The 26,056-nt window shown below is 70.7% G+C and carries 25 protein-coding genes; 13 read left to right on the top strand and 12 right to left on the bottom strand.

Features of this window, described 5'->3' with window-relative positions:
• Positions 1-51: 51 nt before the first annotated feature.
• Complete coding sequence (locus ACFWY9_RS39065; RefSeq protein WP_378341256.1) at positions 52-1,677, bottom strand: ABC-F family ATP-binding cassette domain-containing protein; 1,626 nt, start codon at positions 1,675-1,677, stop codon at positions 52-54.
• Positions 1,678-1,833: 156 nt separating this feature from the next.
• Positions 1,834-2,322 carry a MarR family winged helix-turn-helix transcriptional regulator gene (locus ACFWY9_RS39060; protein WP_378323152.1) on the bottom strand — a complete coding sequence of 163 codons (489 nt, stop codon included), beginning with the start codon at positions 2,320-2,322 and terminating at the stop codon, positions 1,834-1,836.
• Positions 2,323-2,471: 149 nt separating this feature from the next.
• On the opposite strand from ACFWY9_RS39060, the gene ACFWY9_RS39055 reads away from it, so the two are divergent.
• A complete protein-coding gene (locus ACFWY9_RS39055; protein WP_378341255.1) occupies positions 2,472-3,056 on the top strand; it encodes an ArsR/SmtB family transcription factor in 585 nt (194 codons plus the stop codon).
• On the top strand, positions 3,053-4,339 hold the full coding sequence (locus tag ACFWY9_RS39050) for an MFS transporter (protein ID WP_378341254.1): 1,287 nt from the start codon (positions 3,053-3,055) through the stop codon (positions 4,337-4,339). Before ACFWY9_RS39055 ends, ACFWY9_RS39050 begins: the two co-directional genes overlap by 4 nt.
• Here the strand turns inward: ACFWY9_RS39050 and ACFWY9_RS39045 are convergent.
• Positions 4,239-4,904 carry a class I SAM-dependent DNA methyltransferase gene (locus ACFWY9_RS39045; RefSeq protein WP_378323156.1) on the bottom strand — a complete coding sequence of 222 codons (666 nt, stop codon included), beginning with the start codon at positions 4,902-4,904 and terminating at the stop codon, positions 4,239-4,241. The genes ACFWY9_RS39050 and ACFWY9_RS39045 overlap by 101 nt on opposite strands.
• A 103-nt stretch (positions 4,905-5,007) precedes the next feature.
• Here ACFWY9_RS39045 and ACFWY9_RS39040 point away from each other — a divergent pair, with 103 nt between their 5' ends.
• Positions 5,008-5,841 (top strand): metallophosphoesterase family protein, encoded by an 834-nt coding sequence (locus ACFWY9_RS39040; RefSeq protein ID WP_378341253.1) that lies wholly within the window; start codon positions 5,008-5,010, stop codon positions 5,839-5,841.
• 16 nt (positions 5,842-5,857) lie between these two features.
• Here the strand turns inward: ACFWY9_RS39040 and ACFWY9_RS39035 are convergent, their stop codons facing one another.
• Positions 5,858-6,778, bottom strand: a complete 921-nt coding sequence (locus tag ACFWY9_RS39035) for a PAC2 family protein (protein ID WP_378323158.1) — start codon at positions 6,776-6,778, stop codon at positions 5,858-5,860.
• A gap of 39 nt (positions 6,779-6,817) precedes the next feature.
• Here ACFWY9_RS39035 and metH point away from each other — a divergent pair, with 39 nt between their 5' ends.
• The 4 genes from metH (at position 6,818) to ACFWY9_RS39015 (ending at position 13,136) form a co-directional block, all read left to right on the top strand.
• The gene (metH, locus tag ACFWY9_RS39030) at positions 6,818-10,384 is read left to right on the top strand and encodes a methionine synthase (RefSeq protein ID WP_378323159.1); all 3,567 of its coding nucleotides are present in this window, start codon (positions 6,818-6,820) and stop codon (positions 10,382-10,384) included.
• A 17-nt stretch (positions 10,385-10,401) separates the two neighbouring features.
• A complete protein-coding gene (locus ACFWY9_RS39025; RefSeq protein ID WP_378323160.1) occupies positions 10,402-11,082 on the top strand; it encodes an HAD family hydrolase in 681 nt (226 codons plus the stop codon).
• Between the two features lie 69 nt (positions 11,083-11,151).
• Positions 11,152-12,618 carry a DNA-3-methyladenine glycosylase 2 family protein gene (locus ACFWY9_RS39020; RefSeq protein ID WP_378323161.1) on the top strand — a complete coding sequence of 489 codons (1,467 nt, stop codon included), beginning with the start codon at positions 11,152-11,154 and terminating at the stop codon, positions 12,616-12,618.
• A gap of 26 nt (positions 12,619-12,644) precedes the next feature.
• Positions 12,645-13,136, top strand: coding sequence for a methylated-DNA--[protein]-cysteine S-methyltransferase (locus tag ACFWY9_RS39015; RefSeq protein WP_378341252.1), 492 nt, complete (start codon positions 12,645-12,647; stop codon positions 13,134-13,136).
• Between the two features lie 87 nt (positions 13,137-13,223).
• Here ACFWY9_RS39015 and ACFWY9_RS39010 read toward each other — a convergent pair whose 3' ends face one another.
• Together ACFWY9_RS39010 and ACFWY9_RS39005 are read right to left on the bottom strand one after the other, a co-directional pair.
• Positions 13,224-14,186, bottom strand: a complete 963-nt coding sequence (locus ACFWY9_RS39010) for a threonine/serine dehydratase (RefSeq protein WP_378341251.1) — start codon at positions 14,184-14,186, stop codon at positions 13,224-13,226.
• 155 nt (positions 14,187-14,341) lie between these two features.
• Entirely contained in the window at positions 14,342-15,211 is an 870-nt protein-coding gene (locus ACFWY9_RS39005) for an LLM class flavin-dependent oxidoreductase (RefSeq protein ID WP_378323164.1), read from the bottom strand.
• A gap of 138 nt (positions 15,212-15,349) precedes the next feature.
• Between ACFWY9_RS39005 and ACFWY9_RS39000 the strand changes: the two genes are divergently transcribed.
• Together ACFWY9_RS39000 and hisG are read left to right on the top strand one after the other, a co-directional pair.
• Positions 15,350-15,613, top strand: a complete 264-nt coding sequence (locus ACFWY9_RS39000; protein WP_013226745.1) for a phosphoribosyl-ATP diphosphatase — start codon at positions 15,350-15,352, stop codon at positions 15,611-15,613.
• Between the two features lie 33 nt (positions 15,614-15,646).
• A complete protein-coding gene (hisG, locus tag ACFWY9_RS38995; RefSeq protein WP_378341250.1) occupies positions 15,647-16,492 on the top strand; it encodes an ATP phosphoribosyltransferase in 846 nt (281 codons plus the stop codon).
• Between the two features lie 10 nt (positions 16,493-16,502).
• Here hisG and ACFWY9_RS38990 read toward each other — a convergent pair whose 3' ends face one another.
• On the bottom strand, positions 16,503-16,871 hold the full coding sequence (locus ACFWY9_RS38990; protein WP_378341249.1) for a hypothetical protein: 369 nt from the start codon (positions 16,869-16,871) through the stop codon (positions 16,503-16,505).
• Between the two features lie 132 nt (positions 16,872-17,003).
• On the opposite strand from ACFWY9_RS38990, the gene ACFWY9_RS38985 reads away from it, so the two are divergent.
• Positions 17,004-17,453 carry a MarR family transcriptional regulator gene (locus ACFWY9_RS38985; protein WP_378341248.1) on the top strand — a complete coding sequence of 150 codons (450 nt, stop codon included), beginning with the start codon at positions 17,004-17,006 and terminating at the stop codon, positions 17,451-17,453.
• Here ACFWY9_RS38985 and ACFWY9_RS38980 read toward each other — a convergent pair.
• The 3 genes from ACFWY9_RS38980 to ACFWY9_RS38970 all read right to left on the bottom strand — a co-directional run bounded on the left by ACFWY9_RS38980 (position 17,450) and on the right by ACFWY9_RS38970 (position 20,170).
• Positions 17,450-18,382 (bottom strand): ParA family protein, encoded by a 933-nt coding sequence (locus ACFWY9_RS38980; protein WP_378323167.1) that lies wholly within the window; start codon positions 18,380-18,382, stop codon positions 17,450-17,452. The genes ACFWY9_RS38985 and ACFWY9_RS38980 overlap by 4 nt on opposite strands.
• 64 nt (positions 18,383-18,446) lie before the next feature.
• A complete protein-coding gene (locus tag ACFWY9_RS38975) occupies positions 18,447-19,244 on the bottom strand; it encodes a thioesterase family protein (RefSeq protein ID WP_378341247.1) in 798 nt (265 codons plus the stop codon).
• A gap of 5 nt (positions 19,245-19,249) precedes the next feature.
• Positions 19,250-20,170 carry a RecB family exonuclease gene (locus ACFWY9_RS38970; protein WP_378323169.1) on the bottom strand — a complete coding sequence of 307 codons (921 nt, stop codon included), beginning with the start codon at positions 20,168-20,170 and terminating at the stop codon, positions 19,250-19,252.
• 141 nt (positions 20,171-20,311) lie between these two features.
• Here ACFWY9_RS38970 and ACFWY9_RS38965 point away from each other — a divergent pair, with 141 nt between their 5' ends.
• Entirely contained in the window at positions 20,312-21,466 is a 1,155-nt protein-coding gene (locus ACFWY9_RS38965; RefSeq protein ID WP_378323170.1) for a M50 family metallopeptidase, read from the top strand.
• Between the two features lie 63 nt (positions 21,467-21,529).
• Positions 21,530-22,354, top strand: a complete 825-nt coding sequence (locus ACFWY9_RS38960) for a tRNA (adenine-N1)-methyltransferase (RefSeq protein ID WP_378323430.1) — start codon at positions 21,530-21,532, stop codon at positions 22,352-22,354.
• A gap of 9 nt (positions 22,355-22,363) precedes the next feature.
• Here the strand turns inward: ACFWY9_RS38960 and ACFWY9_RS38955 are convergent, their stop codons facing one another.
• Together ACFWY9_RS38955 and ACFWY9_RS38950 are read right to left on the bottom strand one after the other, a co-directional pair.
• Positions 22,364-22,810 (bottom strand): hypothetical protein, encoded by a 447-nt coding sequence (locus ACFWY9_RS38955; RefSeq protein ID WP_378341246.1) that lies wholly within the window; start codon positions 22,808-22,810, stop codon positions 22,364-22,366.
• 16 nt (positions 22,811-22,826) lie between these two features.
• Positions 22,827-23,720 (bottom strand): hypothetical protein, encoded by an 894-nt coding sequence (locus ACFWY9_RS38950; RefSeq protein ID WP_378323172.1) that lies wholly within the window; start codon positions 23,718-23,720, stop codon positions 22,827-22,829.
• Positions 23,721-24,068: 348 nt separating this feature from the next.
• Here ACFWY9_RS38950 and arc point away from each other — a divergent pair, with 348 nt between their 5' ends.
• Complete coding sequence (gene arc, locus ACFWY9_RS38945) at positions 24,069-25,871, top strand: proteasome ATPase (RefSeq protein ID WP_378323173.1); 1,803 nt, start codon at positions 24,069-24,071, stop codon at positions 25,869-25,871.
• The last annotated feature ends 185 nt before the right edge of the window (positions 25,872-26,056 follow it).

Raw genomic sequence — 26,056 nt, 5'->3', positions numbered from 1 at the left:
CTCCTTGCGGGCCCAAGGAGACCCCCACGGACTTGGTCTTCGGGGCATCGCCTACGCGACCTTGCCGTCGGCGAGTTCGAGCCGGTCACCGGTCCAGCCCCGGCGCAGCCAGCGGTCGTGCGAGGCGATCACCACCGCGCCCGGCGCCGAGCCCAGCGCGGCGAACAACTCCTCGGCCAGTGCCAGCGAGATGTGGTTCGTCGGCTCGTCGAGCAGGAGCACGTCCGGTGGCTGGGCGAGCAGCACAGCGAGCGCGAGGCGGCGACGCTGACCGACCGAGAGCGCGCCGACCGGTCGCCCGAGATCGCGGGAGGCGAGCAGGCCGAGACGGCTCATCGGCGGAGCCTCCTCGCCCAGCGCCTCCCGGTACACCTGATGCGCGGTCTTGGCCGGATCGTCGAACTCGACGTCCTGATCGAGCATCCCGACCCGCACCCCGTGTCCGAAGTGGACGGTCCCGCTCGCGGGCGCGAGCCGTCCCGCGAGCACGGACAGCAGCGTCGACTTGCCGGCGCCGTTGCCGCCGGTGACGAGCAGCCGGGCCGCCCCGGTGACGTCGAGCCGGGGCACGCTGAGCCGTCCGGGGACCTCCAGTTCCCGGATCGAGATCGCGGGGCCGTCTCCGGTGGTCTTGCCGGTCAGCGCGGCGGCGAAGCGCAGGGGAGCGGGCGGTTTGCGGACCTGATCACGTTCCAGCTCCTCGAGTCGTTGCTGGGCGTCGCGCACCCGGCGGGCGATCGTCTTCTGGACGCGCGCGCCCTTGAAGTGGTGGATGAACTTGTCGTTGTCCCTCGGGCCTCGGCCGTACGCGACGTTTCGCGCGGTGACGGCGACAGTCTCGCGAAGCTCTTTGAGCTCCTCCTGTTCTTCCGCGTACCGCTGCTCCCAGCGGGCGCGTTCGGCCCGTTTCTGCCCGAGGTAGGCGGAGTACGAGCCGCCGTAGCGCGTCGCGCCACCGGAGAGCCGGTCCGCCGGTGCCGGGTCGAGATCGACGATGTCCGTGCACACCGCGTCGAGGAACACCCGGTCGTGCGAGGACAGCACGACGACGCCGGTGAGTTCGGCGAGATGGCGTTCGAGGAACTCCATCGCCGCGTCGTCGAGGTGGTTCGTCGGTTCGTCCAGCAGCAGTGTCTCCGGACGGCGGACGAGCAGCGCGGCGAGCCCGAGCCGGGAGCGCTGGCCGCCGGACAGCGTGCCGAGTTCCCGCCGCGGGTCGATTCCGCCGAGTCCGAGCCCGTCGCAGACGAGTTCGGCACGCCGGTCGGCGTCCCACAGGTCATGGGCCTGCGCCCAGTCGAGCACCTGGCCGTATTCCTCGAGTACCGCTACGTCGTCGGGCCGCTCCGCCATCGCGGCGGTGAGTTCGTCGAGCCGCACGGTGGCCGCGCGGATCTCGGCGAGCGCGTCGTCGATGACGTCGGAGAACGCCGCTGTGGCGGGGAACGGCAACTCCTGGAGGAGGAAGCCGAGGTCGTCGCCGCGCCGGACGTCGCCGGAGCGTGGTTCTTCGAGCCCGGCGAGCAGCCGCAACAGCGTCGATTTCCCGGCGCCGTTCTCGCCGACGAGGCCCACGCGTTGCCCGGCGGAGGCGATGAGCGAGACGCCGTTGAGCACGACACGCGCGCCGTAGCCGAAGACGAGGTCGTTGGCCTGCAAGGAAAGCGTACGAGACATGGAGCATCACCGAGCCCTGGGTGGAATGCGGGAATCCCCACTGGGCGTCGTGGCGCACGGGAGCGTCGGCTCGACCGGGCGCGGCCTCGGAAGCGGGGAGGGCGCGGTTCAGTTCCTCATAGTGCGATCAGCTTAACGCAACACCAGTAGAGTTAGTCAACTCGGTATGACGCGGGTCACGTGACCCGGCGACTCGCGCAGGCGCGTCGTCTCGCGTTCGGCGATCGCCCGGCCGTCGGCGAGGAACCCGAGCAGCGCGGTGAGCTGGCGGCGGTCGAAGCCGCCGAGCCGGTCGCCGAAGAACCGGGCCAGCGGGGCGTACAGCTCGGCGAGTTCGGCGAGCCGATCCGGGAGTGGCCGCACGGCGAGCCTGCGCCGGTCCGCCGGATCCGGGACGCGTTCGACGAGCCGGGCGCGCTCCATGCGGTCCAGCATGCGGGTGAAGGCGCCGGTGGTCATGCCGAGCAGGCCCGCGAGTTCGGTCGGGGAGTCCGAAACGCCGCCGCTGACCAGGTGGAGGCAGTGCAGTTCGGTGGCGGTCACCCCGAGGCGCTCGGCGACGGCCGCGTGGAACCGCACGGTGGAGCTGAGGAAGTGGGGGAGCGCCAGCGCGGCGGCTGTGGCGAGTTCTCGCTGGTCGGGCACGGCGGCGTCCAAAGCAGTAGCGAATGGGAGCAGTCGCTGCCCTGTGCAGTGACTGACGGGTCAAGGGTATCGGAAGCCGTTGACACTCCGCAGATCGGCTGCAACTCTGAAAGAAGACTTTCGAAAGAAAGCTTTCACAAGGGGGATCGATGACTCGGCTGCCACCACGCAAGCGGATCGAGGACGTGGAGCTGATGCGGGCGCTGGCCCATCCGTTGCGCTCGGCCGTCCTGGATCACCTGATGGCCGTGGGCCCGCGCACGGCGAGCGAGTGCGCGATCGCGGTCGGGTCGACGGCGTCGAACTGCAGCTGGCACCTTCGTCGGCTCGCGCAGCACGGCCTGGTGGAACGGGCCGAAGCCGAGGATGGCCGCGAACGTCCGTGGCGGGCCTGCCAGGTCGGCCTCGATCTCGGCGAACCGGCCGATCCGGCGTCGCGGCGGGCCCGGCTCGCCGTCGTCGGCACGGCGCTCGCGCGCGAGCAGGAGCTGACCCGGCGATTCCTCGACACCGTGGACGAGCTGGAGCCGGAGTGGCGGGAGGCGAGTGGCCTCAGCACCTACGCGCTGCGGGTGACGCCGGCGGAGCTGGCCCGGCTGACCGACGCGATCGACGCACTGGTCCGGCCGTACGTCGGAACGATCAGGACCGATGTGCCGGAGGACGCGCGACCGGTGCACGTCGGCTTGCGGGCCTTCCCCCGCATCGCGCCCGACGGACGGCCGGGCGTGTGAAGGGGCCGCTGGGGGAGCCGGGTTTCGGAAGGCTGTGGGTGGCGGCGTTCTTCGCCGAGAGCGCCGAGTGGATGCTCCAGGTCGCGCTGCCGCTCCAGCTGTTCCGCACCACCGGTTCGGCGACGTCGACGGCGTTGAGCATCGTGCTCGGCATGCTGCCGATGGTGCTGCTGAGCCCCATCGCGGGGGTGGTCGCGGATCGGTGGGACCGGCGGCTGGTCATGAGCGCGGTCGCGGTGGGCCAGGCGATCGTCGTGCTGCCGCTGCTGGCGTTCTCCGGGGCGCCGGTCGTGTACGTGGTGATGGCGGCGCAAGCGGGGCTGGCCTCGGCGTTCGAACCGGCGCGCAGCGCGCTGGTACCGCAGCTCGTCGGCGTCGCCGACGTCACCGCGGCGAACGGCCTGATGAGTGTCAACGGGAACGTCGCGCGGCTGGCCGGAGGCTGGCTCGGTGGTGCGCTGCTCGGTGCCTCCGGCCTCGGCACGGTGGTGCTCGGCTACGTCGCTGCCCTCGCGGCGGCGGTGCTCTTGCTGCTCAAACCGTTCGGCCGTAAGGAAAACACCCCACACGTCGGTGCTCGCGAGCCGGTGCTCCGAGCCTGGGTGGACGGTCTCCGGGAGCTGGCCCGGCACCGGCGGCTGCGACCGGTCGGCGCGGCTTTGGTGTTCGGATCGGTGGCCCAGGGCATGTTCCTGGTGCTCTTCGTGGTCTATGTGCTCGACACCCTGGGCGGCAGCGAAGCCGACGCCGGTCTGCTGCGCGGCGTCCAGGCGATCGGGGGACTGGTCGCGGGGCTCGCATTGGCGACGATCGCCCGCCGGATCGCGCCCGCCGCGTTACTGGGCTGGGGCGCGCTGGCGATGGGCGTGCTGTCCGCGGTGATCTGGAATCTCGCCGCGGTGACGACGGTGATCGGGGCGTACGTGGGGCTGTTCATGGCCGTGGGCGCACCGGCGGTCCTGATCGGCGCGGGGCAGCTCGCCGAGGTCCAGAGCGTCGTGCCCCGAGAGCGGGCCGGCCGCGTGCTCAGCACGGTGTTCGCCGTGGTCGCCGCCGGGGCGTCGGTGGGCGCGCTGCTCACGGGCGCGTTGATCCCCGTGCTCGGCTCAGCGGTTTTGCTCGACGCGCAAGCGGGTCTCTACCTCCTGGCGGGCCTGATCGTGCTCGTCGCGCGCCGGAAACCTATCCGGGAGTATCGGTCGGCGCTCCTCGGAGGCGGGCGAAAAGCAGGGCCTGCGGGACGTCCTCGTCCGGGTCGAGCAGCAGCTGGGCTTCGACGGTGAATCCGGCGTCACGCAGCCAGGCCGCCACCTGCCCAGGTTGTCGGCGGTGGACCTGGACCTTCATGGGATGCCCGCCGTAGCCCGTGGTTTTCAGCCGGACCTCGCGACCGACGTGAAAGCCGATGAGCAGCGGCCCGCCGTGGCGCAGCACCCGCCGGAAGTGCCCGAAAACCGAGGGCACCACGCTGTCGGGCAGGTGAATCAGCGACCACCAGGCGAGGAGACCGGCGACCGAACCGTCGGCGAGATCCAGGTCGGTCATCGACCCCACCTCGAACCGGAGGCCGGGATGATCACGCCGCGCCACTTCGATCATCGCGGGCGAGAGGTCGATGCCGAAGGCGTCGATGCCCAGCCCGGCCAGATGGGCGGTGACGTGCCCCGGTCCGCAGCCCATATCCGCCACCGGTCCGTCCCCTGCCGCTCGCACGGCGTCGGCGAACAGGGCCAGCGCCGCCCGCAAATACGGCGCGCTTTCGACAACGCCACGTAGCTGATCGGCGTAACTGACGGCGACCGTGTCGTAGGACGTCCGCGTGTCCGCCAGCCAGCCATCCGCGTCCATGTCCGACACCCTAGGGGCGAGCAGGACCACGTTCGCGGTCTTTCAGGGTGTGCGATTCGTCGTTCACCGTCGCGTCCGGCGCCGGGATGGTTAACGTGGTGGAGTGCCACATCTCTTCGCCACCAGCGACCTCCACGTGACCCATGAGGGCAACGCCCCGATCGTCGACGACGTCGTGCCGGAATCCCCGGACGACTGGCTGCTGGTCGCGGGGGACGTCGCGGAACGGGCCGAGTCGGTCATCGAGACGTTGCGCGTGCTGCGGGAGCGGTTCGCGAAGGTGATCTGGACGCCGGGGAACCACGAGCTGTGGACCACCGGCAAGGACGAATGCCAGCTGCGGGGCCAGGCGCGGTACGAGCACCTGGTCGAGCGCTGCCGCGCGATCGACGTCCTCACCCCGGAGGACGAGTTCCCGGTGTGGCGGCACGCGGCACGCCCGCTGACGATCGCTCCGCTGTTCGTGCTCTACGACTACAGCTGGCGCACGCCCGCCGCCGAGGGGAAGTCACTGGAGGTCGCGCTGCAGCAGGCCCGCGACGCCGGGGTGGTCTGCACGGACGAGTACTTCCTTCACCCCGACCCCTACCCGACACGCCAGGCCTGGTGCGCGGACCGGCTCAAGACCAGCGTCGAGCGGCTCGACGCGATCCCGGCCGAGCACGGCACGATCCTCATGTCGCACTGGCCGCTGCACCGGCACCCGACGGCACCGCTCTACTGGCCCGAGTTCGCGCTGTGGTGCGGCACGACGCGGACCGAGGACTGGCATCTGCGCTACCGCGCGGAGGTCGCCGTCTACGGGCACCTGCACATCCCGCGCACGACCGAGGCGGACGGTGTCCGGTTCGAGGAGGTGTCGCTCGGCTACCCGCGGGAATGGCGCAAACGGGCCCGTGGCCCGGTCCCGTTGCGCCGCGTCCTCTGGCCGTCCTGACGCCTGGCGGTACCGCTCAGCGCAGGCCGGGGCCGTCCTGTCCTGGCCTGCGGCGGCGCAGGTAGCGTTCGAACTCGGCGGCGATCTTGTCGCCACTGACGTCTTCCAGCGTGAATTCGCTTTCCGCGTCGCCGCGTTCCTCCAGCCCGCGGACGTACTCGCTGATCTCCTCGTCCTCGTCGGCCATCTCGGTGACCGTGCGCTGCCACTCCTCGGACTGCTCCGGGAGCGCGCCGAGCGGGATCTCGACGTCGAGGACGTCCTCGAGCTTGCGCAGCAGCGCCAGGGTGGCCTTCGGCGACGGCGGGTGCGAGACGTAGTGGGGGACCGCGGCCCAGATGGACACCGCCGGGATGCCCGCCTGGACGCAGTAGTCCTGCAGTACCCCGGTGATGCCGACCGGGCCCTGGTAGTTGTTCAGGTCGAGGTGGAACAGGGACGCGGTCTCCTTGTCGTACGCGGTCCCGGTGACCGGCACGGGCCGGGTGTGCGCGGTGTCGGCGAGCAGCGCGCCGAGCGTGACGACGACGGCTACGTCGAGCTGCTGGATGTGTTCGAGCAGCTCGGCGCAGAACGCCCGCCAGCGCATGTTCGGCTCGGGCCCCTGTACCAGGATGACGTCCCGGTCGAGGCCGTCCGGCCGGCACACCGACAGGCGCGTGGTGGGCCAGTCGATCCGCCGGGTGACGCCGTCCACCATGCGGACGGTGGGCCTGCTGACCTGGTAGTCGTAGTAGTCGTCGGGGCTCAGCTCGGCCAGCGGCGTGGCGTCCCAGTTGAGCTGCAGATGCTCGACCGCCCTGCTGGCCGCGTCGCCCGCGTCGTTCCAGCCTTCGAAGGCGACGACCATCAGGGGGCGGTTCTCTTCGGCGCGATCGGGCTCCGGGGCGCTGCCCGGCTCATCAGGCCGCTGGGTTTCGTCGACGGGCTCACTCACTTGACCAGCCTACGACCCTCCCGCCGTACGCTGTTCAGCATGTCCGATCGCCTCTCCTCGCCGTTGCTCGACGCACTCCGCACCCGGATCCTGGTCGCCGATGGTGCGATGGGGACCGCGCTGCAGGCGCACGACCTCGGCCTCGACGATTTCGCAGGTCTCGAGGGGTGCAACGAGATACTGAATATCACCCGTCCGGATGTAGTCCGCGGTATCCATCGGGGATATTTGACGGCCGGCGCGGACGCTGTCGAGACGAACACGTTCGGTGCCAACTACGCGAACCTGGCCGAATACGACATCCCCGAGCGGATCTTCGAACTCGCCGAGGCAGGGGCCCGGCTCGCCCGCGAGGTGGCCGACGAGTTCTCGACGCCGGAGCGGCCGCGGTTCGTCCTCGGCTCCGTCGGTCCCGGCACCAAGCTGCCGACGCTGGGTCACGCCCCGTTCACCACGCTGCGTGACGCCTACTTCGAGGAGGTCCGCGGGCTGGTCGTGGGCGGCGCCGACGCGGTCATCGTCGAGACCACCCAGGACATCCTCCAGACGAAGGCCTCGATCATCGCCGCGCACCGCGCGATGGCCGCCGAGGGCAGGCGTATCCCGATCATCGCCTCGATCACCGTCGAGACCACCGGGACGATGCTGCTCGGCACCGAGGTCAACGCCGCGCTCGCCGCGCTGGAGCCGATGGGCATCGATCTCATCGGCCTGAACTGCGCCACCGGGCCCGCCGAGATGAGCGAACACCTGCGGCAGCTGTCCAAGCACGCGCGGGTGCCGTTGTCGGTCATGCCGAACGCGGGACTGCCCGAACTGGGGCCGAACGGCGCCGTGTACCCGCTGAGCCCGGAAGGTCTCGCCGAGGCGCTCACCGGGTTCGTCGGCGAGTTCGGCGTCGGGCTGGTCGGTGGCTGCTGCGGGACCACCGACGAGCACATCCGCCAGCTCGCCGAGGCGGTCGCCGAGCTGCGGCCTGCCGAGCGCCGCCCGCGCCCGGAGCCCGGCGTGTCCTCGCTGTACCAGGCCGTGCCGTTCCAGCAGGACGCCAGCGTGCTGATGATCGGCGAGCGGACCAACGCCAACGGCTCCAAGGCGTTCCGCCAGGCGATGCTCGACGGCCGCTTCGAGGACTGCGTCGAGATCGCCCGCGACCAGACGCGCGACGGCGCGCACCTGCTGGACCTGTGTGTGGACTACGTCGGCCGCGATGGCGAGGCCGACATGGCCGAGCTGGCCGGACGGCTCGCGACCGCGTCGACGCTGCCGATCATGCTGGACTCCACCGAGGTCGGCGTGCTGCGCGCGGGCCTGGAGCGTCTCGGTGGCCGGTGCGCGATCAACTCGGTGAACTACGAGGACGGCGACGGGCCGGAGTCGCGTTTCCAGAAGGTCATGGCGATGGCCAGGGAGTTCGGCGCCGCGGTGGTCGCGCTGACGATCGATGAGGAGGGCCAGGCCCGCACCGCGGCGAAGAAGGTCGAGATCGCCGCCCGGCTGATCGAGGACATGACCGGCAACTGGGGCCTGCGGCAGAGCGACATCATCATCGACACCCTGACCTTCACGATCTGCACCGGCCAGGAGGAGTCGCGCAAGGACGCGATCGAGACGATCGAGGCCATCCGCGAACTGAAGCGGCGCTACCCGGACGTGCAGACCACGCTGGGGCTGTCGAACGTCTCGTTCGGGCTCAACCCGGCCGCCCGGCAGGTGCTGAACTCGGTGTTCCTCCACGAATGCGTCCAGGCGGGCCTCGACACCGCGATCGTGCACGCGTCGAAGATCCTGCCGATGGCACGCATCCCGGACGAACAGCGCGCGGTCGCGCTCGACCTGGTCTACGACCGGCGCCGGGAGGGCTACGACCCGCTGCAGGAGCTGATGGCGTTGTTCGAGGGCGTCAGCACGGCGTCGTCGAAGGCCTCCCGCGCGGAGGAGCTGGCCGCGTTGCCGCTGTTCGAGCGGCTGGAACGGCGGATCGTCGACGGGGAGCGCAACGGGCTCGACGCCGACCTCGACGAGGCGCTGACGCAGCGGCCCGCGCTGGAGATCATCAACGACACGCTGCTGGCCGGGATGAAGACCGTCGGCGAGCTGTTCGGCTCCGGCCAGATGCAGCTGCCGTTCGTGCTGCAGTCGGCCGAGGTGATGAAGGCGGCGGTCGCGCACCTCGAACCGCACATGGAGAAGGACGACGACAGCGGCAAGGGCCGGATCGTCCTGGCGACCGTACGCGGGGACGTGCACGACATCGGCAAGAACCTCGTCGACATCATCCTGTCCAACAACGGGTACGAGGTGGTCAACCTCGGGATCAAGCAGCCGATCACCACGATCCTCGACGCGGCGGAGGAGGCCGGCGCCGACGCGATCGGCATGTCCGGGCTGCTGGTGAAGTCGACGGTGATCATGAAGGAGAACCTCGAGGAGATGAACTCCCGTGGCGTCTCCGCGCGCTGGCCCGTGCTGCTCGGCGGTGCCGCGCTCACCCGCTCGTATGTCGAGAACGATCTGACCGAGCTGTACCTCGGCGACGTCCGCTACGCCAGGGACGCCTTCGAAGGGCTGCGGCTGATGGACGCGATCATGGCCGCCAAACGCGGCGAGACACCGATCGTGGACGCGGAGGCGGAGAAGAAGCGTCAGGAGCGCAAGGAACGCCGGGAGCGGTCGCTGCGGATCGCCGAGGCGCGCAAGGCGAAGCAGGCCGAGCAGGAAGCGCTCGAAGAGCCGCCGCCCGCACGCTCCGACGTCGCCACGGACGTTCCGGTGCCGACACCGCCCTTCTGGGGCACCCGCGTGGTCAAGGGTGTCGCGCTGGCCGACTACGCGGCGATGCTCGACGAGCGCGCGACGTTCATGGGGCAGTGGGGGCTCAAGGGCGCCCGCGGCGGTGCCGGGCCGACCTACGAGGAGCTGGTCGAGACCGAGGGCAGGCCGCGACTGCGGTACTGGCTGGACAAGCTGACCGCGGACGGCGTCCTCGCGCACGCCGCGGTCGTCTACGGCTACTTCCCGTGCGTGGCCGACGGCGACGACGTCGTGGTGCTGACCGAGCCCCGGCCGGACGCGCCGGAGCGGACGCGCTTCACCTTCCCGCGTCAGCGCCGCGACCGGCGGCTGTGCCTGGCGGACTTCTACCGGCCGCGGGAACGGGCGCTGGAGGAGGGCGTGGTCGACGTCGTGCCGTTCACGCTGTGCACGATGGGCCAGCCGATCGCCGAGTACGCCAACGAGCTGTTCGGCGGGAACAACTACCGCGACTACCTCGAGGTGCACGGGCTCGGTGTGCAGCTCACCGAGGCGCTGGCGGAGTACTGGCACTGCCGGATCCGGCAGGAGCTGCGGTTCGCGAGCGGTACGGCGGTTGCCGAGGAGGATCCGGACGACGTCGAGGAGTTCTTCAAGCTCGGTTACCGGGGTGCCCGGTTCTCGCTCGGGTACGGGGCGTGCCCGAACCTGGAGGACCGTGCGAAGATCGTGGAGCTGCTGGAGCCGGGACGGATCGGCGTCAAGCTGTCCGAGGAGTTCCAGCTGCACCCGGAGCAGTCGACCGACGCGATCGTCTGCCACCACCCCGAAGCGAAGTATTTCAACACCTGACCCGAGAAGGGGGACCCGTGGCCTCACCGTCCACATCGGACGGACTCGCCGCCGTGTTGTGGGACATGGACGGCACGCTCGTCGATTCGGAAAAACTGTGGGACGTCGCACTCTACGAGGCGGCCGAATGGCTGGGCGGCACGCTCTCGGAAGAGCGGCGGATGACCCTCGTCGGGTCCAATATGGACGCCACCTCGACGTGCCTGCTCGAAGTGACCGGGAACACGGTGACACCGGAGAAGGTCGCGGAGACCAACGAGTGGATCCGCCGCCGCACGTCCGGGCTCTTCGACGACGCGCTGCCGTGGCGGCCGGGAGCGCGGGAAGCACTGGCGGCGCTGCGTTCCGCGGGTGTCCCGATGGCGCTGGTCACCTCGACCGAGCGCGAGCTGACCGACCTGGCGCTGAACACGATCGGACGCGAGTTCTTCGAGGTCACGGTGTGCGGGGACGAGGTGGACGGGCTGAACAAACCGCATCCCCGGCCCTACCTCAAGGCCGCCGGACTGCTCGGGGTGTCCCCGGTGCGGTGCATGGCGGTGGAGGACTCGCCCCCGGGCACGGAGTCGGCCGCCGCGGCGGGCTGCACCGTGCTCGTCGTGCCCAACGACGTCGAGGTCGAGCCGGGGGAGCGGCGGGTGTTCCGCGACTCCCTCGTCGGAGTGGACGCGGCGACGCTCGCCGCCCTGCTGCCCTGAGGCCGTGGCGCTCACGTAGATGTCGCATTTTCGCTAGCCCGCCGGTCGTGGGTCCGCGATGCTGGACGGGTGCATGAGGACTTCGAGCGGTGTGTGCGGGCGGTCCAGGCGAAGGACGCGCGGTTCGACGGATGGTTCTACACCGCCGTCACGACGACCCGGATCTACTGTCGTCCGAGCTGCCCGGTCGTGCCGCCGAAACCGGAGAACATGCGCTTCTACCCGAGCGCGGCGGCGGCGCAGCAGGCCGGATTCCGCGCCTGCAAACGGTGCCGTCCCGACGCCAGCCCCGGCTCTCCACAGTGGAACGAACGCGCCGATCTCGTCGCGCGGGCGATGCGCCTGATCGCGGACGGGATCGTCGACACCGACGGCGTCGGCGGGCTGGCGGCGCGCCTCGGCTACAGCGTCCGGCAGATCGAACGGCAGCTGATGGCCGAACTCGGCGCGGGGCCACTGGCACTGGCCAGGGCGCAGCGCGCGCAGACCGCGCGGATGCTCATCGAGACGACGAAACTGCCGATGGCCGAACTCGCGCTCGCCGCCGGCTTCGGCAGTATCCGGACGTTCAACGACACCGTCCGCGAGGTGTTCGCGTTGTCCCCGACGGAGCTGCGCGGCCGGGCTCGCGGCCGGACGGAACGGTCGGCGGGCACCCTCGCCCTGCGCCTGCCCTACCGCGCCCCGCTGTTCCCGGACAACCTGTTCGGCCACCTGGTCGCGACCGCGGTCCCCGGCGTCGAGGAGTGGCGTGACGGCGCCTATCGGCGCACGCTTCGGCTACCGCACGGGCACGGTGTCGTCGCCCTCCGCCCCGACGACGGCTTCATCGGCTGCCGCCTCACCCTGACCGATCTGCGGGACCTCGCGACCGCGATCAGCCGCTGCCGCCGCCTGCTCGACCTCGACGCGGACCCGATCGCCGTCGACGACCAGCTCGCGAAGGACCCGGTGCTCGCCCCGCTCGTGGCGGCCGCGCCCGGCCGTCGCGTCCCGCGGACCACCGACGGCGACGAGTTCGCCGTCCGGGCCGTACTGGGCCAGCAGGTTTCGACGGCGGCGGCCCGCACGCACGCGGCAAGGCTCGTCGTCGCGCACGGTCTGTCCATTGAGGACTCCGAGGGCGGGCTCACGCACCTGTTCCCCAACGCCGAAGCGTTCGCGGACCTCGACCCGGAGACGCTCGCGATGCCGAAGAGCCGTCGCCGCACCCTGCTCGCACTCATCGACGCACTGGCCTTCGGCGAACTCGACCTCGGTGCCGGAAGCGACTGGGGCAAGGCGAGGGCGGTGCTGTCCGCCCTGCCCGGGTTCGGCCCGTGGACGGTCGAAAGCATCGCGATGCGGTCGCTGGGCGACCCCGACGCCTTCCTCCCGACCGACCTCGGCGTGAAGAACGCGGGCGCCGCGCTCGGGCTCGGCAGCCCGGCGGCGATGACCGCGCACGCCGAATCGTGGCGTCCCTGGCGGGCCTACGCCACCCAGCACCTGTGGGCGACCGGCGATCACCCGATCAACCACCTGCCCGCCGCCTGACTTCGCTTACCCGGCAAGGAGAATCCATGCGTTCCCATACCGTGGTCGACAGCCCCTGCGGCCCGCTGACCCTCGTCGCCGAGGACGACGCGCTCTGCGGGCTCTACATGGAGCGGCAACGGCATCGCCCCGACGAGACCACCTTCGGCCGGAGCGACCCCGGCGCCGAGATCTTCGCTCGCACCGAGGCCGAGCTGAAGGAGTATTTCGCGGGACAGCGCCACGAATTCACCATCCCGCTCAGCTTCGGCGGGACCCCGTTCCAGCGGCTGGTCTGGACCGCGCTGTGCGACATCCCGTACGGCGAGACCCGGTCCTACGGCCGGCTCGCCGACCTCCTCGGCAAGCCGTCGGCGTCCCGTGCGGTCGGCCTGGCGAACGGGAAGAACCCGATCGGCATCATCGTGCCGTGCCATCGCGTGGTCGGTGCCAACGGCTCGCTCACCGGGTACGGCGGCGGCCTGGACCGCAAGCGCTACCTGCTCGACTTCGAGCAGGAACACGGCACACTGTTCTGAGCCGGACGGGCTCACGCGGCCCGGACGACGCAGCTGGGGCACGGCCTGCACCCCGTGCGGGTGGTCGGTGAGTTCGGCGTCGTCCGGTTACCGATGAACCCAGCGGTGATAGGCAGCCAGGTCGACGTTGCTGCCGCAGATCACGGTGACGACGTGACGGCCTTCGAAACGGTCGCGGTCTTCCAGGATGGCGGCGACGCCGAGAGCTGCTGAGGGTTCGACGACCAGGCCCGTGTGTTCCAGGAGCAGCCGCATGCCCGTGATGATCGACGACTCGCGGACAAGGACGGCGTCGTCGGCCACCACGAGGAGGTCGTCCAGGACGTCTGGAATGGGGAACCGCCCGGCGACGCCGTCGGCGATGGTGTCGGCCGACTCGGTGGTGACGACGCGGCGCTCGTGCCACGAGCGGGTCAACGCCGGCGCTCCGATGGGCTGCACGCAGATCACCTCGGCTCCCGGTACGAAGGTCTTCAGGACGTAGCCCACGCCGGTGGCCATCGCCCCGCCACCGAGGGCGATCAGAACAGCGTCGAACGTGGATTCCCCGCCCGCCAGCTCGAGGCCGATCGTCGCGGCGCCCTCACATGTCTCGATGTCCAGACTGTCTTCCAGCAACCGGATGCCGCGCTCGTGCGCGATACGCGCAGCTCGCTCCCGGGCCATTTCGAAGTCGCCGTCCACCAGTTCCAGTTCCGCGCCCAGCGCGCGGATCCGATCAAGCTTGGCAACGGGTGCCCGCACGGATGCCACCACCGTCACGTCGAGGCCGCGGCGGCGACCCGACCAGGCAAGCGCCTGGCCGAGATTGCCGGCGCTGGCGCACACCACGGCGGTCCGGCCCTGTTCGGTGAGCAGGCTGGCAACGAGCTCGGTACCCCGGGCCTTGAAGCTGCGCACCGGGTTCGCCGTTTCCAGTTTGATGCTCACAGTGCAGCCGAGGCGGCGTCCCAGCGCATCACACCGGTACATCGGGGTGTTCAGGTACATGGGGTCGATCACGCGGCGGGCCGCGTGGATGCGATCGAGATCAAGACGCGTGGTGAGCACGCCGGGATCGTATTCGGCAAACGTGCGGTACGGAGGCGTATCTACATCGGCTGAGCGGGGTGGAGCCGAGTCCCGGTTTTCTGCTCGATGCTCGCCGAGAGGTCGTTCCGTTCTTGCCACGCTTGCACGCGAGCCGGGGGAGGGCGGAGGATCGGTCACCAGGCGGGCGGGCCCTGGTCGATGCGGCGCAGCACGGGCGTGAGGCGGTCGAACTCGTCGCCGGTCTGGAGATGCCGTTCGTCCCACCAGGTGGCACCGGCCTCGGCCAGCGGCGCGATCCGGTCGCGTGCCTCGGCCGGGTCGCCCGGGGTGGCGCCGCCGAGGACGATCTCGAAGGGATCGGCGACTCGGTCCTCGCGATGCTGCCGGACGTAGCCGACCAGATCCTGGACCTGATCGAGTGGTGGGATCACGCCGTGCCCCGCGGCGGTGAACAGGGGAGCCACGCCGTCCCAGCGCGCGGCCCGGCGGAACGGCCTGCGGTTCGGCCAGATCCCGGCGACCCAGACCGGCGGACGAGGGCGCTGCACCGACGCGGGCAGCAGGGTCACGTCCTCGACGGTGTAGTGCCGTCCGCGATGGTTCACCGGCTCACCCGACCAGTAACGGTCCAGCAGCCCCAGGCTCTCGTCGAGACGCTCCGCCAGCAGGACCGGGTCGGTCTCGTCGCCGAAGCTGCCGAACTCGTCCTTGATCGGCCCGCCGAGACCGGCGCCGAACACCACCCGCCCACCACTGAGATGGTCGAGCGTGGCGACCTGCCGGGCGAGCTGCTCCGGGCGCCGCCCGGGGACCGGGGTGACCAGCGTGCCGAGCCGGATACGCGAGGTCGCGAGTGCCGCCGCGGTCAGCAGCATCCACGGCTCCCCGAAGGGCTGCCCTTGACGCTTGTCCTTGTCGTGCACCACGTGATCCCACAGGAACAGCCCGTCCCAGCCCGCTTGCTCGGCGGCCTCGGCCACGGTCACGACGGCCCTCGGATCGGCGAAGTCCCCGAAGTTCGGGATGTTGATCGAGAAGCGCATGTCCGCATGGTCCAGCACCCGGCGGCTCCGGCAAACCGAATTAGCCGCCGCGGGTCCGGCCCCGGTGGTGTGACATCGGCGGCACGCGGACGGCCCGGAGCGGCGGGCCCGGGGCGGGGATGGAAGGATCTGCAGATCGTGAAGACCTTCGATGAGCTGTTCGCCGAGCTTGCCGAGCGCGCGCGTACCCGTCCCGACGGTTCCGGCACCGTCGTCGCACTCGACGCGGGTGTCCACGCGCAGGGCAAGAAGGTTCTCGAGGAGGCGGGCGAGGTGTGGATCGCCGCCGAGCACGAGTCCGACGAGCGCCTCGCCGAGGAGATCTCCCAGCTGCTGTACCGGGTGCAGGTGCTCATGCTCGGCAGGGGCCTCTCGACCGAGGACGTGTACCGCTACCTGTGACGCCTTCGCGCGCCGAATCCGAGGAGAACCGAAATGCTGCGTGTCGCCGTGCCGAACAAGGGAGCCCTCGCCGCCGCCGCGGCCGAGATGCTCAGCGAGGCGGGGTACCGCAAGCGGCATGAGGCGCGTGACCTGACAGTGCTCGACACGGTCAACGACGTCGAGTTCTTCTTCCTGCGCCCCAAGGACATCGCGATCTACGTCGGTTCCGGCGAACTCGACCTCGGCATCACCGGCCGGGACCTCGCCCTGGATTCCGGCGCTCCGGTCGAGGAGATCCTCGGGCTGGGCTTCGGCGGGTCGACCTTCCGCTACGCCGCCCCGGCCGGACGCGACTGGAAACCCGAGGACCTGCAAGGGAAGCGGCTCGCGACATCGTACCCGCGCCTGGTTCGCGACGATCTCAAGCGCCACGGTGTGGAGGCGGAGGTCATCCGGCTCGACGGCGCGGTCGAGATCTCGATCCAGCTCGGGGTCGCCGACGCGATCGCCGACGTCGTCGAATCGGGACGTTCGCTGCGCCAGCACAACCTCGTCGCGTTCGGCGACCCGATCTGTGTGTCCGAGGCGGTGCTGTTGCAGCGCAGGGGTGCCGCCGAAGCGAAAGCGAAGTCGCAGCTGGCCGCGCGGCTGCAGGGCGTGGTGTTCGCCCAGCACTACATGATGCTGGACTACGACTGCCCGCGGTCGCTGCTGGACCGCGCCATCGCGATCACCCCGGGCCTGGAGTCGCCGACCGTCGCTCCGCTCGCCGACGCGGACTGGGTCGCGGTGCGCGCGATGGTGCCGCGCAAGGAGGTCAACCGGATCATGGACGAGCTGGCCGAGGCCGGCGCGAAGGCAGTGCTGGCCTCGGACATCCGCTCCTGCCGGTTGTGAGCCCGGCGCCTCAGCGGCAGAGCTGGGGCGAGATCGGCACCGTCTTGTCCTGGAAGGCGGCGACGCAGAGCCGCTCGGTGAGCACCTCGGGCAGGAACTGCAGCCCGTCGGTCCACGGCACCCCCGGCTGGACCGCATGGTCGATGTCCCACACGTCGTAGTGGCTCTCGGTGGAGTCGAGCCAGTGCCACCAGTGCTGCAGGTGGATCGTGACGGTGTGGGGCGACGTGCAGCGCACGGTCCAGTGCGGCCGCGCGGTCAAAGCGGCCTCGCAGTCCGTAGCGGGGCCGGCCGCGGCCGTGTCCGGGACGACGATCGTGAGGCAGGACAGGGCAGCGACGGCGCTGACTGTCCACTTTGTTCTGTTTGGTGGATTCATGTCGCCAGTGTGCGGCTTCGGAGACAGCTCCGGAACCGCTGGACGGAGCTCCGCGCGTGCCCCTCGGCGGGGCGCCGGAGCTTCGTCCATGTGCTTGACCTCCACCAATCTGGAGCTTCCAGGATGGTGGACATGAAGAACTACACGCGGGAACAGCTGGCCGCGCAGCCGATCGGGTACTGGAGCGGTGCCGCGTACCGGGCCGTGGTCGGCCGGATTCGCGCCGAACTGGCGACAGAGAACCTGACCCAGCCGCACTGGTGGACACTCAACCACGTCGCGGGTGACCCCGGCGGCTGGAACCGGGAGCGGCTGACCGCGCGGCTTTCGCCGTTCGACGACCAGGACACCGACTTCGCGGCGGTGTTCGACGATCTTGCCGATCGGGGCTGGCTCGCCGAGGAAGCCGGAACACTGACGCTCACCGAGGCGGGGCGTGCCGGGCTCGCACGGGCCCGGGAGCACACCGCCAGGGCCCACGTTCAGACGCATCTCGGCATCACGACCGACGAGTACGTCGCGGCACTGAACGTGCTGCGCCGGATGATCGAGAATCTCGGCGGTGACTCCGACCTGCCTTAGCGGGGGCGCGGGGGCTTCTTCGGCATGAGGTCGTAGAGCTTCTTCCTCGCGCCGTTGTCGTTGTGGTTGCGGGCAACGGCGACCTCGGAGATGAAGTCCTCGAAGACGAACTCCTCCTCCGCGGGCTCGATCGGGCCGGGGTTCTGCGCGAGATAGCCGTCCAGCGTCTCGGCGATTTCCCGGAACGACACCGCCTGCAGGGTTTCCGGCGCGTATGTGGTCACCGGGACGCCGTTCGCGGCGGCCTCGTTCATCACCACGCCGAGCGGGATGTGCGAGAGCATCGGGATGCCGAAGTTGTACATCTCCTGCAGCGCCGCCGCGGCGTAGTGCGAGATCGGCCGCCGGTAGAGCCCGGGAACCAGGCCGTACCAGGCGATCGGCTGCCGCCCGACGGTCTGTTCGACGTAGCGCACCTGGTCACCGAGCAACCGCAGCGCGCGGATACTGGTCTTGTCCGGCTGCACCGGCACCAGGATCCCGTGCGACGCGGCGAGCGCGTTGTTGGTCAGCACGTCGAGCGCGGGCGGGCAGTCGATGATGACGTGGTCGTAGTTCGCGAACTGGATGACCCTGGCCAGCTGCCAGCCGGGCACCCGGAACTGGTCGAGTCGCCGGATCAGGTCGAACATCCCCGGCGACGTCGGGATGACGTCGAACGCGCCGCCGCGGCCGAGGTTGCTGCGCGGGTGCGCGACGACGAGTTCCTCCAGCGGGCCCTTCCACAGCTTGGTGAGCGCCTTGGCCAGGCTCGGCGCGTCCACCGGTACCTCGGACAGGCCGAGCATCTCGGTGGTGGCATGCCCCTGCGGGTCCAGGTCGATGAGCAGCACCCGGCGGCCCCGCTCCGCCAGCGCGGCCGCGGCGCCGACGCTCAGCGAGGTCTTGCCGACCCCGCCCTTCTGGTTGACCACCGAGGTGATCTGCATGCCGGAGCGCTCCCTTGTCCCGTCGTTCCGCGAAGGTTATTGGATCCCGTGCCTTCGCGCCCAGCTATCCGCCTCCGGCCTGTCGCGGCCGGACCAGCAGGGCCTGCGCGCCGGTGGCGACCGGACCGGCGCCGTCGTGCAGCGTACTCGTGGCGGTGCCGACCCCGTGGGGACCGACGACGGTGGCCGCGTCGAGCCCGATCCATTCGCCCGCCGGTGGGCGGCGTACGTGCACCGTGAGTTCGGAGTTGATGAACCACCAGCGGTCCAGCGGCAGGAAGTTCGACACGCCGTTGCCGGAGTCGGCCACGGTGAACAGACGCTGCAGCGCGCTCGGCTCCTCGCCGTCGACGAGCGGGAGCCGTTGCCGCACCCACACCGCGGCGGGGCCGGGCTCGGTCGCCCCGCCCCGGATCGTGCGCCATTCCATCGCCTCGAGATAGCCGCCCTGCCAGCCCGGCGGCCACGGCGCCTCCTCGCAGTCCTCCGGCGGCGGGAGCGGGGCGACGTCGCCGGTGGCGACCGCGGCGGTGTCCGACGTCGCGATCCGCCACGCCGAGGCCCGCGCGATCACCTTGTCCCTGGCGGCGAGTTCCGCGCCCAGCAGTTCGACGGACCGGCCGGGCCGGTCGAGCCACGAGCGCACGGACAGCTCCGCCGCCACCGGTGCCGGGCCGAGGATCTCGACGGTGACCCTGGCGAGCAGCCCGGGATGCGAGCCCGTTTCGGCCGCTTCGAGCGCACGCACGAGCAACGCCGAAGGCGGGCCGAAGTGCTGCGAATCCGGTGACCACGGTCCCGCGGTGTGCGGGGTCGCCAGCAGCCGGCCGTCGGGCAGCGGGAGGTAGAACGCGTCCGCCATCGCTGTCAGTCCGCCCTGTCCAGCGCGGTCTCTTCGCCGGCGTCCGGCTCCGGCCAGCCAGGGTAGGGCGGCGGTGTCCCGCCGTACTCCGGGCAGTGCGCCTGGTGATCGCACCAGCCGCACAGCTTGCTCGGGTTCGGCCGGAAGTCCCCGGTCTTGCCCGCCTTGAGAATGGCCTGCCAGATGGCTTCCAGCGTCCGTTCGAACCGCACCAGCTCGGCCTCGTCCGGCGTGTAGGCCAGCGACTGGCCGTCGGTGAGGTACATCAGCTTGAGCTGGCGTGGCACGACGCCGCGCAGCCGCCACAGCACGACCGCGTAGAACTTCATCTGGAACATGGCCTTGGCTTCGCCGATCTCGCGCGGCGCCGCCCCGGTCTTGTAGTCGACAACCCGGATCTCGCCGGTGGGGGCGACGTCGACCCGGTCGATGTAGCCCCGCAGCAGCACGCCGGACCCCAGCTCGATCTCGACGTGCAGCTCGCACGCCTCGGGCTCCAGCCGTCGCGGGTCTTCGAGGCCGAAGTAGGCGTCGATGAGCTTCTCGGCCGAGGCGAGCCAGTCCGACGTCTCCTCGGCGTTCTCGCCTTCGAACAGCTCCGTCCACTCCGGACGGTCGGCGGACAGCTCCGTCCACGCCGGTTCGAGCAGTTCCTTCGCACGGGGGGCCACCCGGTCCGCGGCGGGCAACGCGAAGAGCCGCTCCAGCACCGAATGCACGAGCGTGCCCCGCAGCTGGGCCTTGCTGGGCACCTCCGGCAGCCGGTCGACCGCGCGGAACCGGTAGAGTAGCGGGCACTGTTTGAAGTCACTCGCCCGGGACGGGGACAGCGCGGGCCGTCTGCGCGGCGGGGTGCCGGCAGCCGCCCCGGATGCCGCCGCCGCGGTGGGGAGCACGTCAGTTGTGACCGTCTCGGTGTCGGGCATGGGCAGAGCGTAGCGCCGGGCACCGACAGTCCCGGCGTGCGAAACGCGTCGGCGGGGCTCGGGCGCGAATGAGCGACACCACCCGTCCCGGGGGCACCCGGATCACCGCGTCCCCACACCACGGGCCTTACGCTGCGAGGTATGTCGGCGACCAGCCAGCACGGCGCAGGGCCCTCTCGCACCGTCTCGACCCCGGAGGGCGGGTTGCTGCTGTTCCGGGTGGCCGGCGTTCCCGTGCTGCTCGCCCCGTCGTGGTGGATCGGCTCGCTGATCGTGGTCGTGCTGTACGCGCCGCTGGTCGGGCGGCTGCTGCCGGAGGCGTCGACACTGACCTCGTGGCTGCTGGCCGCGGCGTTCGCGGTCCTGCTGGGCCTGTCGGTGCTGGCACACGAACTCGGCCACACCGTCGTCGCCCTCCGCCTGGGGATCCCGGTCCGCCGGGTCCGGTTGTTCCTGCTGGGTGGGCTCGCGGAGGTGGCGCGGACGCCCCGGCGGCCCGGCCAGGAGGGGCTCGTCGCGGCCGCGGGGCCGATCGTGTCCTTGCTGCTCGGCGGGTTCTGCGCGCTGCTGCTGTTCGCGGTCCCGGACGGTCCGGTGTGGCTGCTCGTCGCGGAGTGCTCGGTGGCGAACTTCGCGGTCGGGGTGTTCAACCTCCTGCCGGGCCTGCCGCTCGACGGCGGGCGGCTGGTGCGTGCGGGGGTGTGGGCCGTGACCGGCGCCAGGGCCAAGGGCACCCGCGCCGCCGTCGCCGGTGGAGCCGTGGTGGCCACGGCGTTGCTGGTCTGGGCGATGTGGGGCCTGGCGACCGGCAGCGAGGACCGCTGGCTGCGGCTCGGCGTCTGCGTGATCACCGCGTGGTTCGTGATCCTCGGCGCCCGCGCCGAACTCGCGGCGGAGACCCGGCGCAGCTGGCCGGACGGGCTCGTGCTGAGCGAGCTGGTCCGCCCGGTGCTCCAGCTGCCCGCGGAGAGCCCGGTGTCGGACGCGCTGGCGGCTTCGGCGGGTCGCGGGGTGGTGCTGGTCCGGGCGGACGGCGTCGCGGCCGGACTGCTCGACGAGTCCGCGGCCGAACAGCTCGCGGGGACGTCTCCGCACGCGCCCGCCGAACTCGCCGCCGAGCCGATCCGCGCCGAGACCGTGCTGCTCGCCTCCGAACCGGGGGAGGAGATCGCCGAGCGGGTCAGGGAAACCCCGGCCTGGCAGTTCCTCGTGGTCGACGACGAAGGCCGTCCGGCGGGTGTGCTCCGGCGCGAAGACCTGCGCGCGGCACTGAGCCGTGGCAGGCACCCAGCGTGATGCCCGGCGAGACCACCTGCGAAGATCTCTCCTCGGTAATGCGGTGTGAGCGTGGAGGATCAGTTGTCGGTCAGCGGACCGTTTCGTGCAGGTGACCGGGTTCAGCTGACCGATTCGAAGGGGCGGCACTACACGATCACGCTCGCCGACGGCGGGGAGTACCACACGCACCGGGGCGCGCTGGCGCACGACGAGCTGATCGGCAAGCCCGAGGGTTCGGTCGTGACGTCGACGGGCGGCAGCGGATACCTGGCGCTGCGCCCGCTGCTGCCGGACTACGTGCTGTCGATGCCGCGCGGCGCGCAGGTCATCTACCCGAAGGACGCCGCGCAGATCGTCATGTGGGGCGACATCTTCCCCGGCGCGCGGGTGCTGGAAGCAGGCGCGGGTTCCGGCGCGCTGACCTGCTCGCTGCTGCGCGCGGTCGGCCCCGAAGGCCAGGTGTCGTCCTACGAGATCCGGGACGACCACGCCGAACACGCCGAGCGCAACGTCGTCAAGTTCTTCGGGGAGAAACCGGACAACTGGTCGCTCACGGTTGCCGACCTCGCCACGCACACCGGCGAGGTGGACCGCGTCGTACTGGACATGCTGGCCCCGTGGGAGCAGTTGCCCAACGTCGCCGCGCATCTGGTTCCCGGCGGGGTGCTGACCGTCTACGTCGCCACCGTGACCCAGCTGTCGCGGGTGACGGAAGCCTTGCGGGAACAGCAGTGCTGGACCGAGCCGCAGTCGTGGGAGTCGCTGATCCGGCCGTGGCACGTCGTCGGCCTCGCCGTCCGCCCCGACCACCGGATGGTCGCGCACACCGCGTTCCTGCTCACCGCGCGCAGGCTCGCCGACGGGACGCTGTCGCCGCGCGTCCACCGCAGGCCGAGCAAGGGCTGACCCGGCGGTTCAGCCGGGGACACACCAGCGGCCGTCCAGTTTGTGCAGCGGGAACGGCGTGTCCTTGATCCCGGCCGAGCCCTCGACGTGCACGACGACCGTCGCCGACTCGCCGCGGATGTCCGGTGCCTTCGGCAGTGTCGCGGTGACCTCGCCCGCGGTGTCCCAGGTGCGCTGGAGGTTGGCCAGCGCTTCGGCGGTCTGCGTGCGGCAGGTGAGTTTGCCGTAGGCGGCCGAGTCGTGCCGGGTGATGGCGTCCGCGATGGCCCTGGCCGCGACGTTCACCGCGGCGACGTCCGCCTCGGGCGGAGTGCGGGACGTCGGCGCCAGCGGCGCGGCCGGTGTCGGCGCGGGCGCGGGGTCGGAGCCGGACGGCGCGATGAGCAGCAGCCCGAGCACCGCCCCGGCGACCACCGCGCCGAGCAGCACCGATCCGGCGACCAGCTGGCGTTTCACCGCGGCGGCGGCCTCGTCACTTCTTGTCCGCCTTGACTTCCGACAGGCACCAGACCTCGGACTCCTTGTTCGCGGTGAACGTGCCTTCCGCGGTCTTGCCGTTCGGTGTGGCCCGGTACCGTGCGGTCGCTTTCTGGCCGTCCTGGCTGATGACGGCGGGGGAGGTCAGCTCGACCTGGACCTTGTCGAGGTCGATCGGCTTGCCGTTGGTGTTGGCCCGGCAGACCCGGGTCTCCAGCGACTTCCCGTCGCCGGCGAGGTAGTCGGAAACGACCGCGTCGAACAGCTCCTGCGGGTTGCCCTTGCCGCCGGGAGCGGGACCGGTGGCGGGCTTCGAGCTGGACGCGCTCGGCGAACTCGACCTGCTCGCGCTGGGGAAAGAGGACTTCGGCGCGGAGGTCTGCGGTGGGGGCGCGGCCTGGCTGCTCGAGGGCGGCGCCGCGGTGGTGTTCTTGTCGTCGCCGCTGTTCAGCGCGAGGACGAGGGCGGTCACCCCACCACCGACGAGGACCACGGCGCCGATCGCGATACCGACGATGAGCCCGGTCTTCTTCTTGGGCGGCGGTGTTTCGCCGTAGCCGCCCTGCGGGTACGCGTCGAATCCACCGTAGGGATCGCCGTGGCCGGGTTGCTGACCGTACGGATCCGGCTGGCCGAACTGCTGCGTCCCACCGGGATAGCCGGGCTGCGGCTGCGGACCGGACTGCGGGTACCCGCCCTGCGGCGGCTGCCCGTAGGGTGCAGGCTGGCCGAACTGCTGTGTCTCACCGGGATACGCGCCGGGTTGCTGGTGCGGACCGGACTGCGGGTACCCGCCGTACTGCTGCTGCCCGTACGGGTCGGGCTGCTGCTGCCCGTAGTGACCGGGCTGCTGGCCGTAGCCGCCGGGCTGCTGCGGCGGGTAGGTCATGACTCGTCCCCCTAGTGCTGTCGCGAAAGGCCAGGCCACCGGTCCGGTGTGCGTCCGCCCGATGCTAGCCACCCTGCCCCGTCCTCGCGCTGTTAGGGCGGAACCGGCCGGGAGGGACCGGTTTGACGCGACCGAGGGCGGGTACTTCGCCGTTGCTCGCTTCGCGCGACACGCCAGGCCGTGGCGCAGCGCGGCCACCGGACACCGAAATGGCCGCTTGCGCTGGGGGAATGTCCGTGCTGAGTGAGTGAAGAAACCGCGACGCGCCGATCTTGTGATGCGGAAAGGCCTTTTATTGTCGGTGATCGCCGGTACCGTGGAATGAAAAGCACTCCGAGGAGGTGCCCGATGCATCATGACCTTCCCGGAGGTCGGCGCGAGGAGGCCGACCCTTCAGAAGCGACCGGAGCCCCGGCGACGGCGAGTGAGCAGGCACGACAGATCCGTTTTCTCGAAGAGGAAGTGGCGCTGCTGCGTCGCAAGCTGACCGATTCGCCGCGGCAGAATCGCGTACTCGAGCAACGTCTCGCCGAGGCGTCGGAACGGGTGAGCCAGCTCACCGAGCGCAATACGAAACTGGTCGAAACCCTCCGCGAGGCCCGTGGCCAGCTGCTGGCACTGCGGGAAGAGGTCGACAGACTGGCACAGCCGCCGAGTGGATACGGCGTGTTCGTGACCGCCTACGAGGACAACACGGTGGACGTCTACACCGCGGGCCGCAAGATGCGGGTCTCGGTGTCGCCCGCGGTCGAGATCGCCTCGCTGCGCCGTGGTCAGGCGTTGCGGCTCAACGAGGCACTGACCGTCGTCGAAGGCGGCGGTTACGAACGCACCGGCGAAGTGTGCGCACTGCGCGAGGTGCTGGCGGCGGAGGAGGAAGGCGGAAGCGCGCGCGCTCTCGTCGTCGGGCACGCGGACGAGGAGCGGGTCGTCCTGCTGTCGGATCTGCTGGCCGAGCAGACGCTCAAGCCGGGTGACTCGCTGCTGGTCGACTCCAAGGCCGGGTACGCCTACGAACGGGTGCCGAAGGCCGAGGTCGAGGATCTCGTGCTGGAGGAGGTGCCGGACGTTCGCTACGAGGACATCGGTGGTCTCACCCGGCAGATCGAGCAGATCAGGGACGCGGTCGAACTGCCGTTCCTGCACGCGGATCTGTACCAGGAGTACCAGTTGCGGCCGCCGAAGGGCGTCCTGCTCTACGGTCCGCCCGGCTGCGGTAAGACGCTCATCGCCAAGGCGGTGGCGAACTCGCTGGCCAAGAAGGTGGCCGAGGCGCGGGGCGACTCCGCGGACGGGAAGTCGTACTTCCTGAACATCAAGGGTCCCGAGCTGCTCAACAAGTTCGTGGGCGAGACCGAGCGGCACATCCGGCTGATCTTCCAGCGGGCCAGGGAAAAGGCCTCCGAGGGCACCCCGGTGATCGTGTTCTTCGACGAGATGGACTCGATCTTCCGCACCCGCGGCAGCGGTGTGTCGTCGGACGTCGAGACCACGATCGTTCCCCAGCTGCTGTCGGAGATCGACGGTGTGGAAGGGCTGGAGAACGTCATCGTGATCGGCGCCTCCAACCGCGAGGACATGATCGACCCGGCGATCCTGCGGCCCGGCAGGCTCGACGTGAAGATCAAGATCGAGCGGCCGGACGCCGAGGGCGCGAAGGACATCTTCTCCAAGTACCTGGCCGAGGGCCTGCCGATCCACGCCGACGACCTCGCCGAGTTCGGCGGGGACCACAAGGCGACGTTCGACGCGATGATCCAGCACACCGTCGAGCGGATGTACGAGGAGAGCGACGACAACCGGTTCCTGGAGGTCACCTACGCCAACGGGGACAAGGAAGTCCTGTACTTCCGGGACTTCAACTCGGGCGCGATGATCCAGAACATCGTGGACAGGGCGAAGAAGTCGGCGATCAAGTCGGTGCTGGAGACCAAACAGCCCGGCCTGCGCGTGCAGCACCTGCTGGACGCGATAGTCGACGAGTTCGCGGAGAACGAGGACCTGCCCAACACCACCAACCCGGACGACTGGGCCCGGATCTCCGGCAAGAAGGGCGAGCGGATCGTCTACATCCGCACGCTCGTCACCGGCAAGAACCAGGATTCCGGCCGGGCGATAGACACCGCGACGAACACGGGTCAGTACCTCTGACGGCGGATCGCCGGACTGTGGGGGGCCCGGGGGGCCGGGGGCGGGGGCGGGCGGGGCGGGGGGGGGCTAACCAGAGCCCCGCGGGCGCCGCCGGGGCCCGGCCGCGGGTGCTGGCCGCCGCGCTCGCAGTGTCGGGGGGGCACTGGGCGGCACTCGCACCGTTCGCGGGGACGGACGGACCCGAC

The sequence above is a fragment of the Amycolatopsis sp. NPDC059027 genome (assembly GCF_042739735.1).
Taxonomy (GTDB): Bacteria; Actinomycetota; Actinomycetes; order Mycobacteriales; family Pseudonocardiaceae; genus Amycolatopsis.
The sequence above is the reverse complement of the archived record's forward strand: the minus strand, read 5'-3'. Positions and strand labels throughout refer to the sequence as shown.

Excerpts from the sequence above, each read along its gene's own strand:
- ACFWY9_RS38980 (WP_378323167.1), bottom strand. The coding sequence starts at position 18,382 with ATGCAGATCACCTCGGTGGTCAACCAGAAGGGCGGGGTCGGCAAGACC.
- arc (WP_378323173.1), top strand. The coding sequence starts at position 24,069 with ATGCATCATGACCTTCCCGGAGGTCGGCGCGAGGAGGCCGACCCTTCA.
- ACFWY9_RS39055 (WP_378341255.1), top strand. The coding sequence starts at position 2,472 with ATGACTCGGCTGCCACCACGCAAGCGGATCGAGGACGTGGAGCTGATG.
- ACFWY9_RS38990 (WP_378341249.1), bottom strand. The coding sequence starts at position 16,871 with ATGAATCCACCAAACAGAACAAAGTGGACAGTCAGCGCCGTCGCTGCC.
- ACFWY9_RS38970 (WP_378323169.1), bottom strand. The coding sequence starts at position 20,170 with ATGCCCGACACCGAGACGGTCACAACTGACGTGCTCCCCACCGCGGCG.
- ACFWY9_RS38965 (WP_378323170.1), top strand. The coding sequence starts at position 20,312 with ATGTCGGCGACCAGCCAGCACGGCGCAGGGCCCTCTCGCACCGTCTCG.
- ACFWY9_RS38975 (WP_378341247.1), bottom strand. The coding sequence starts at position 19,244 with ATGGCGGACGCGTTCTACCTCCCGCTGCCCGACGGCCGGCTGCTGGCG.
- ACFWY9_RS39065 (WP_378341256.1), bottom strand. The coding sequence starts at position 1,677 with ATGTCTCGTACGCTTTCCTTGCAGGCCAACGACCTCGTCTTCGGCTAC.
- ACFWY9_RS39015 (WP_378341252.1), top strand. The coding sequence starts at position 12,645 with ATGCGTTCCCATACCGTGGTCGACAGCCCCTGCGGCCCGCTGACCCTC.
- metH (WP_378323159.1), top strand. The coding sequence starts at position 6,818 with ATGTCCGATCGCCTCTCCTCGCCGTTGCTCGACGCACTCCGCACCCGG.
- ACFWY9_RS38985 (WP_378341248.1), top strand. The coding sequence starts at position 17,004 with ATGAAGAACTACACGCGGGAACAGCTGGCCGCGCAGCCGATCGGGTAC.
- hisG (WP_378341250.1), top strand. The coding sequence starts at position 15,647 with ATGCTGCGTGTCGCCGTGCCGAACAAGGGAGCCCTCGCCGCCGCCGCG.
- ACFWY9_RS39045 (WP_378323156.1), bottom strand. The coding sequence starts at position 4,904 with ATGGACGCGGATGGCTGGCTGGCGGACACGCGGACGTCCTACGACACG.
- ACFWY9_RS38950 (WP_378323172.1), bottom strand. The coding sequence starts at position 23,720 with ATGACCTACCCGCCGCAGCAGCCCGGCGGCTACGGCCAGCAGCCCGGT.
- ACFWY9_RS39005 (WP_378323164.1), bottom strand. The coding sequence starts at position 15,211 with ATGCGCTTCTCGATCAACATCCCGAACTTCGGGGACTTCGCCGATCCG.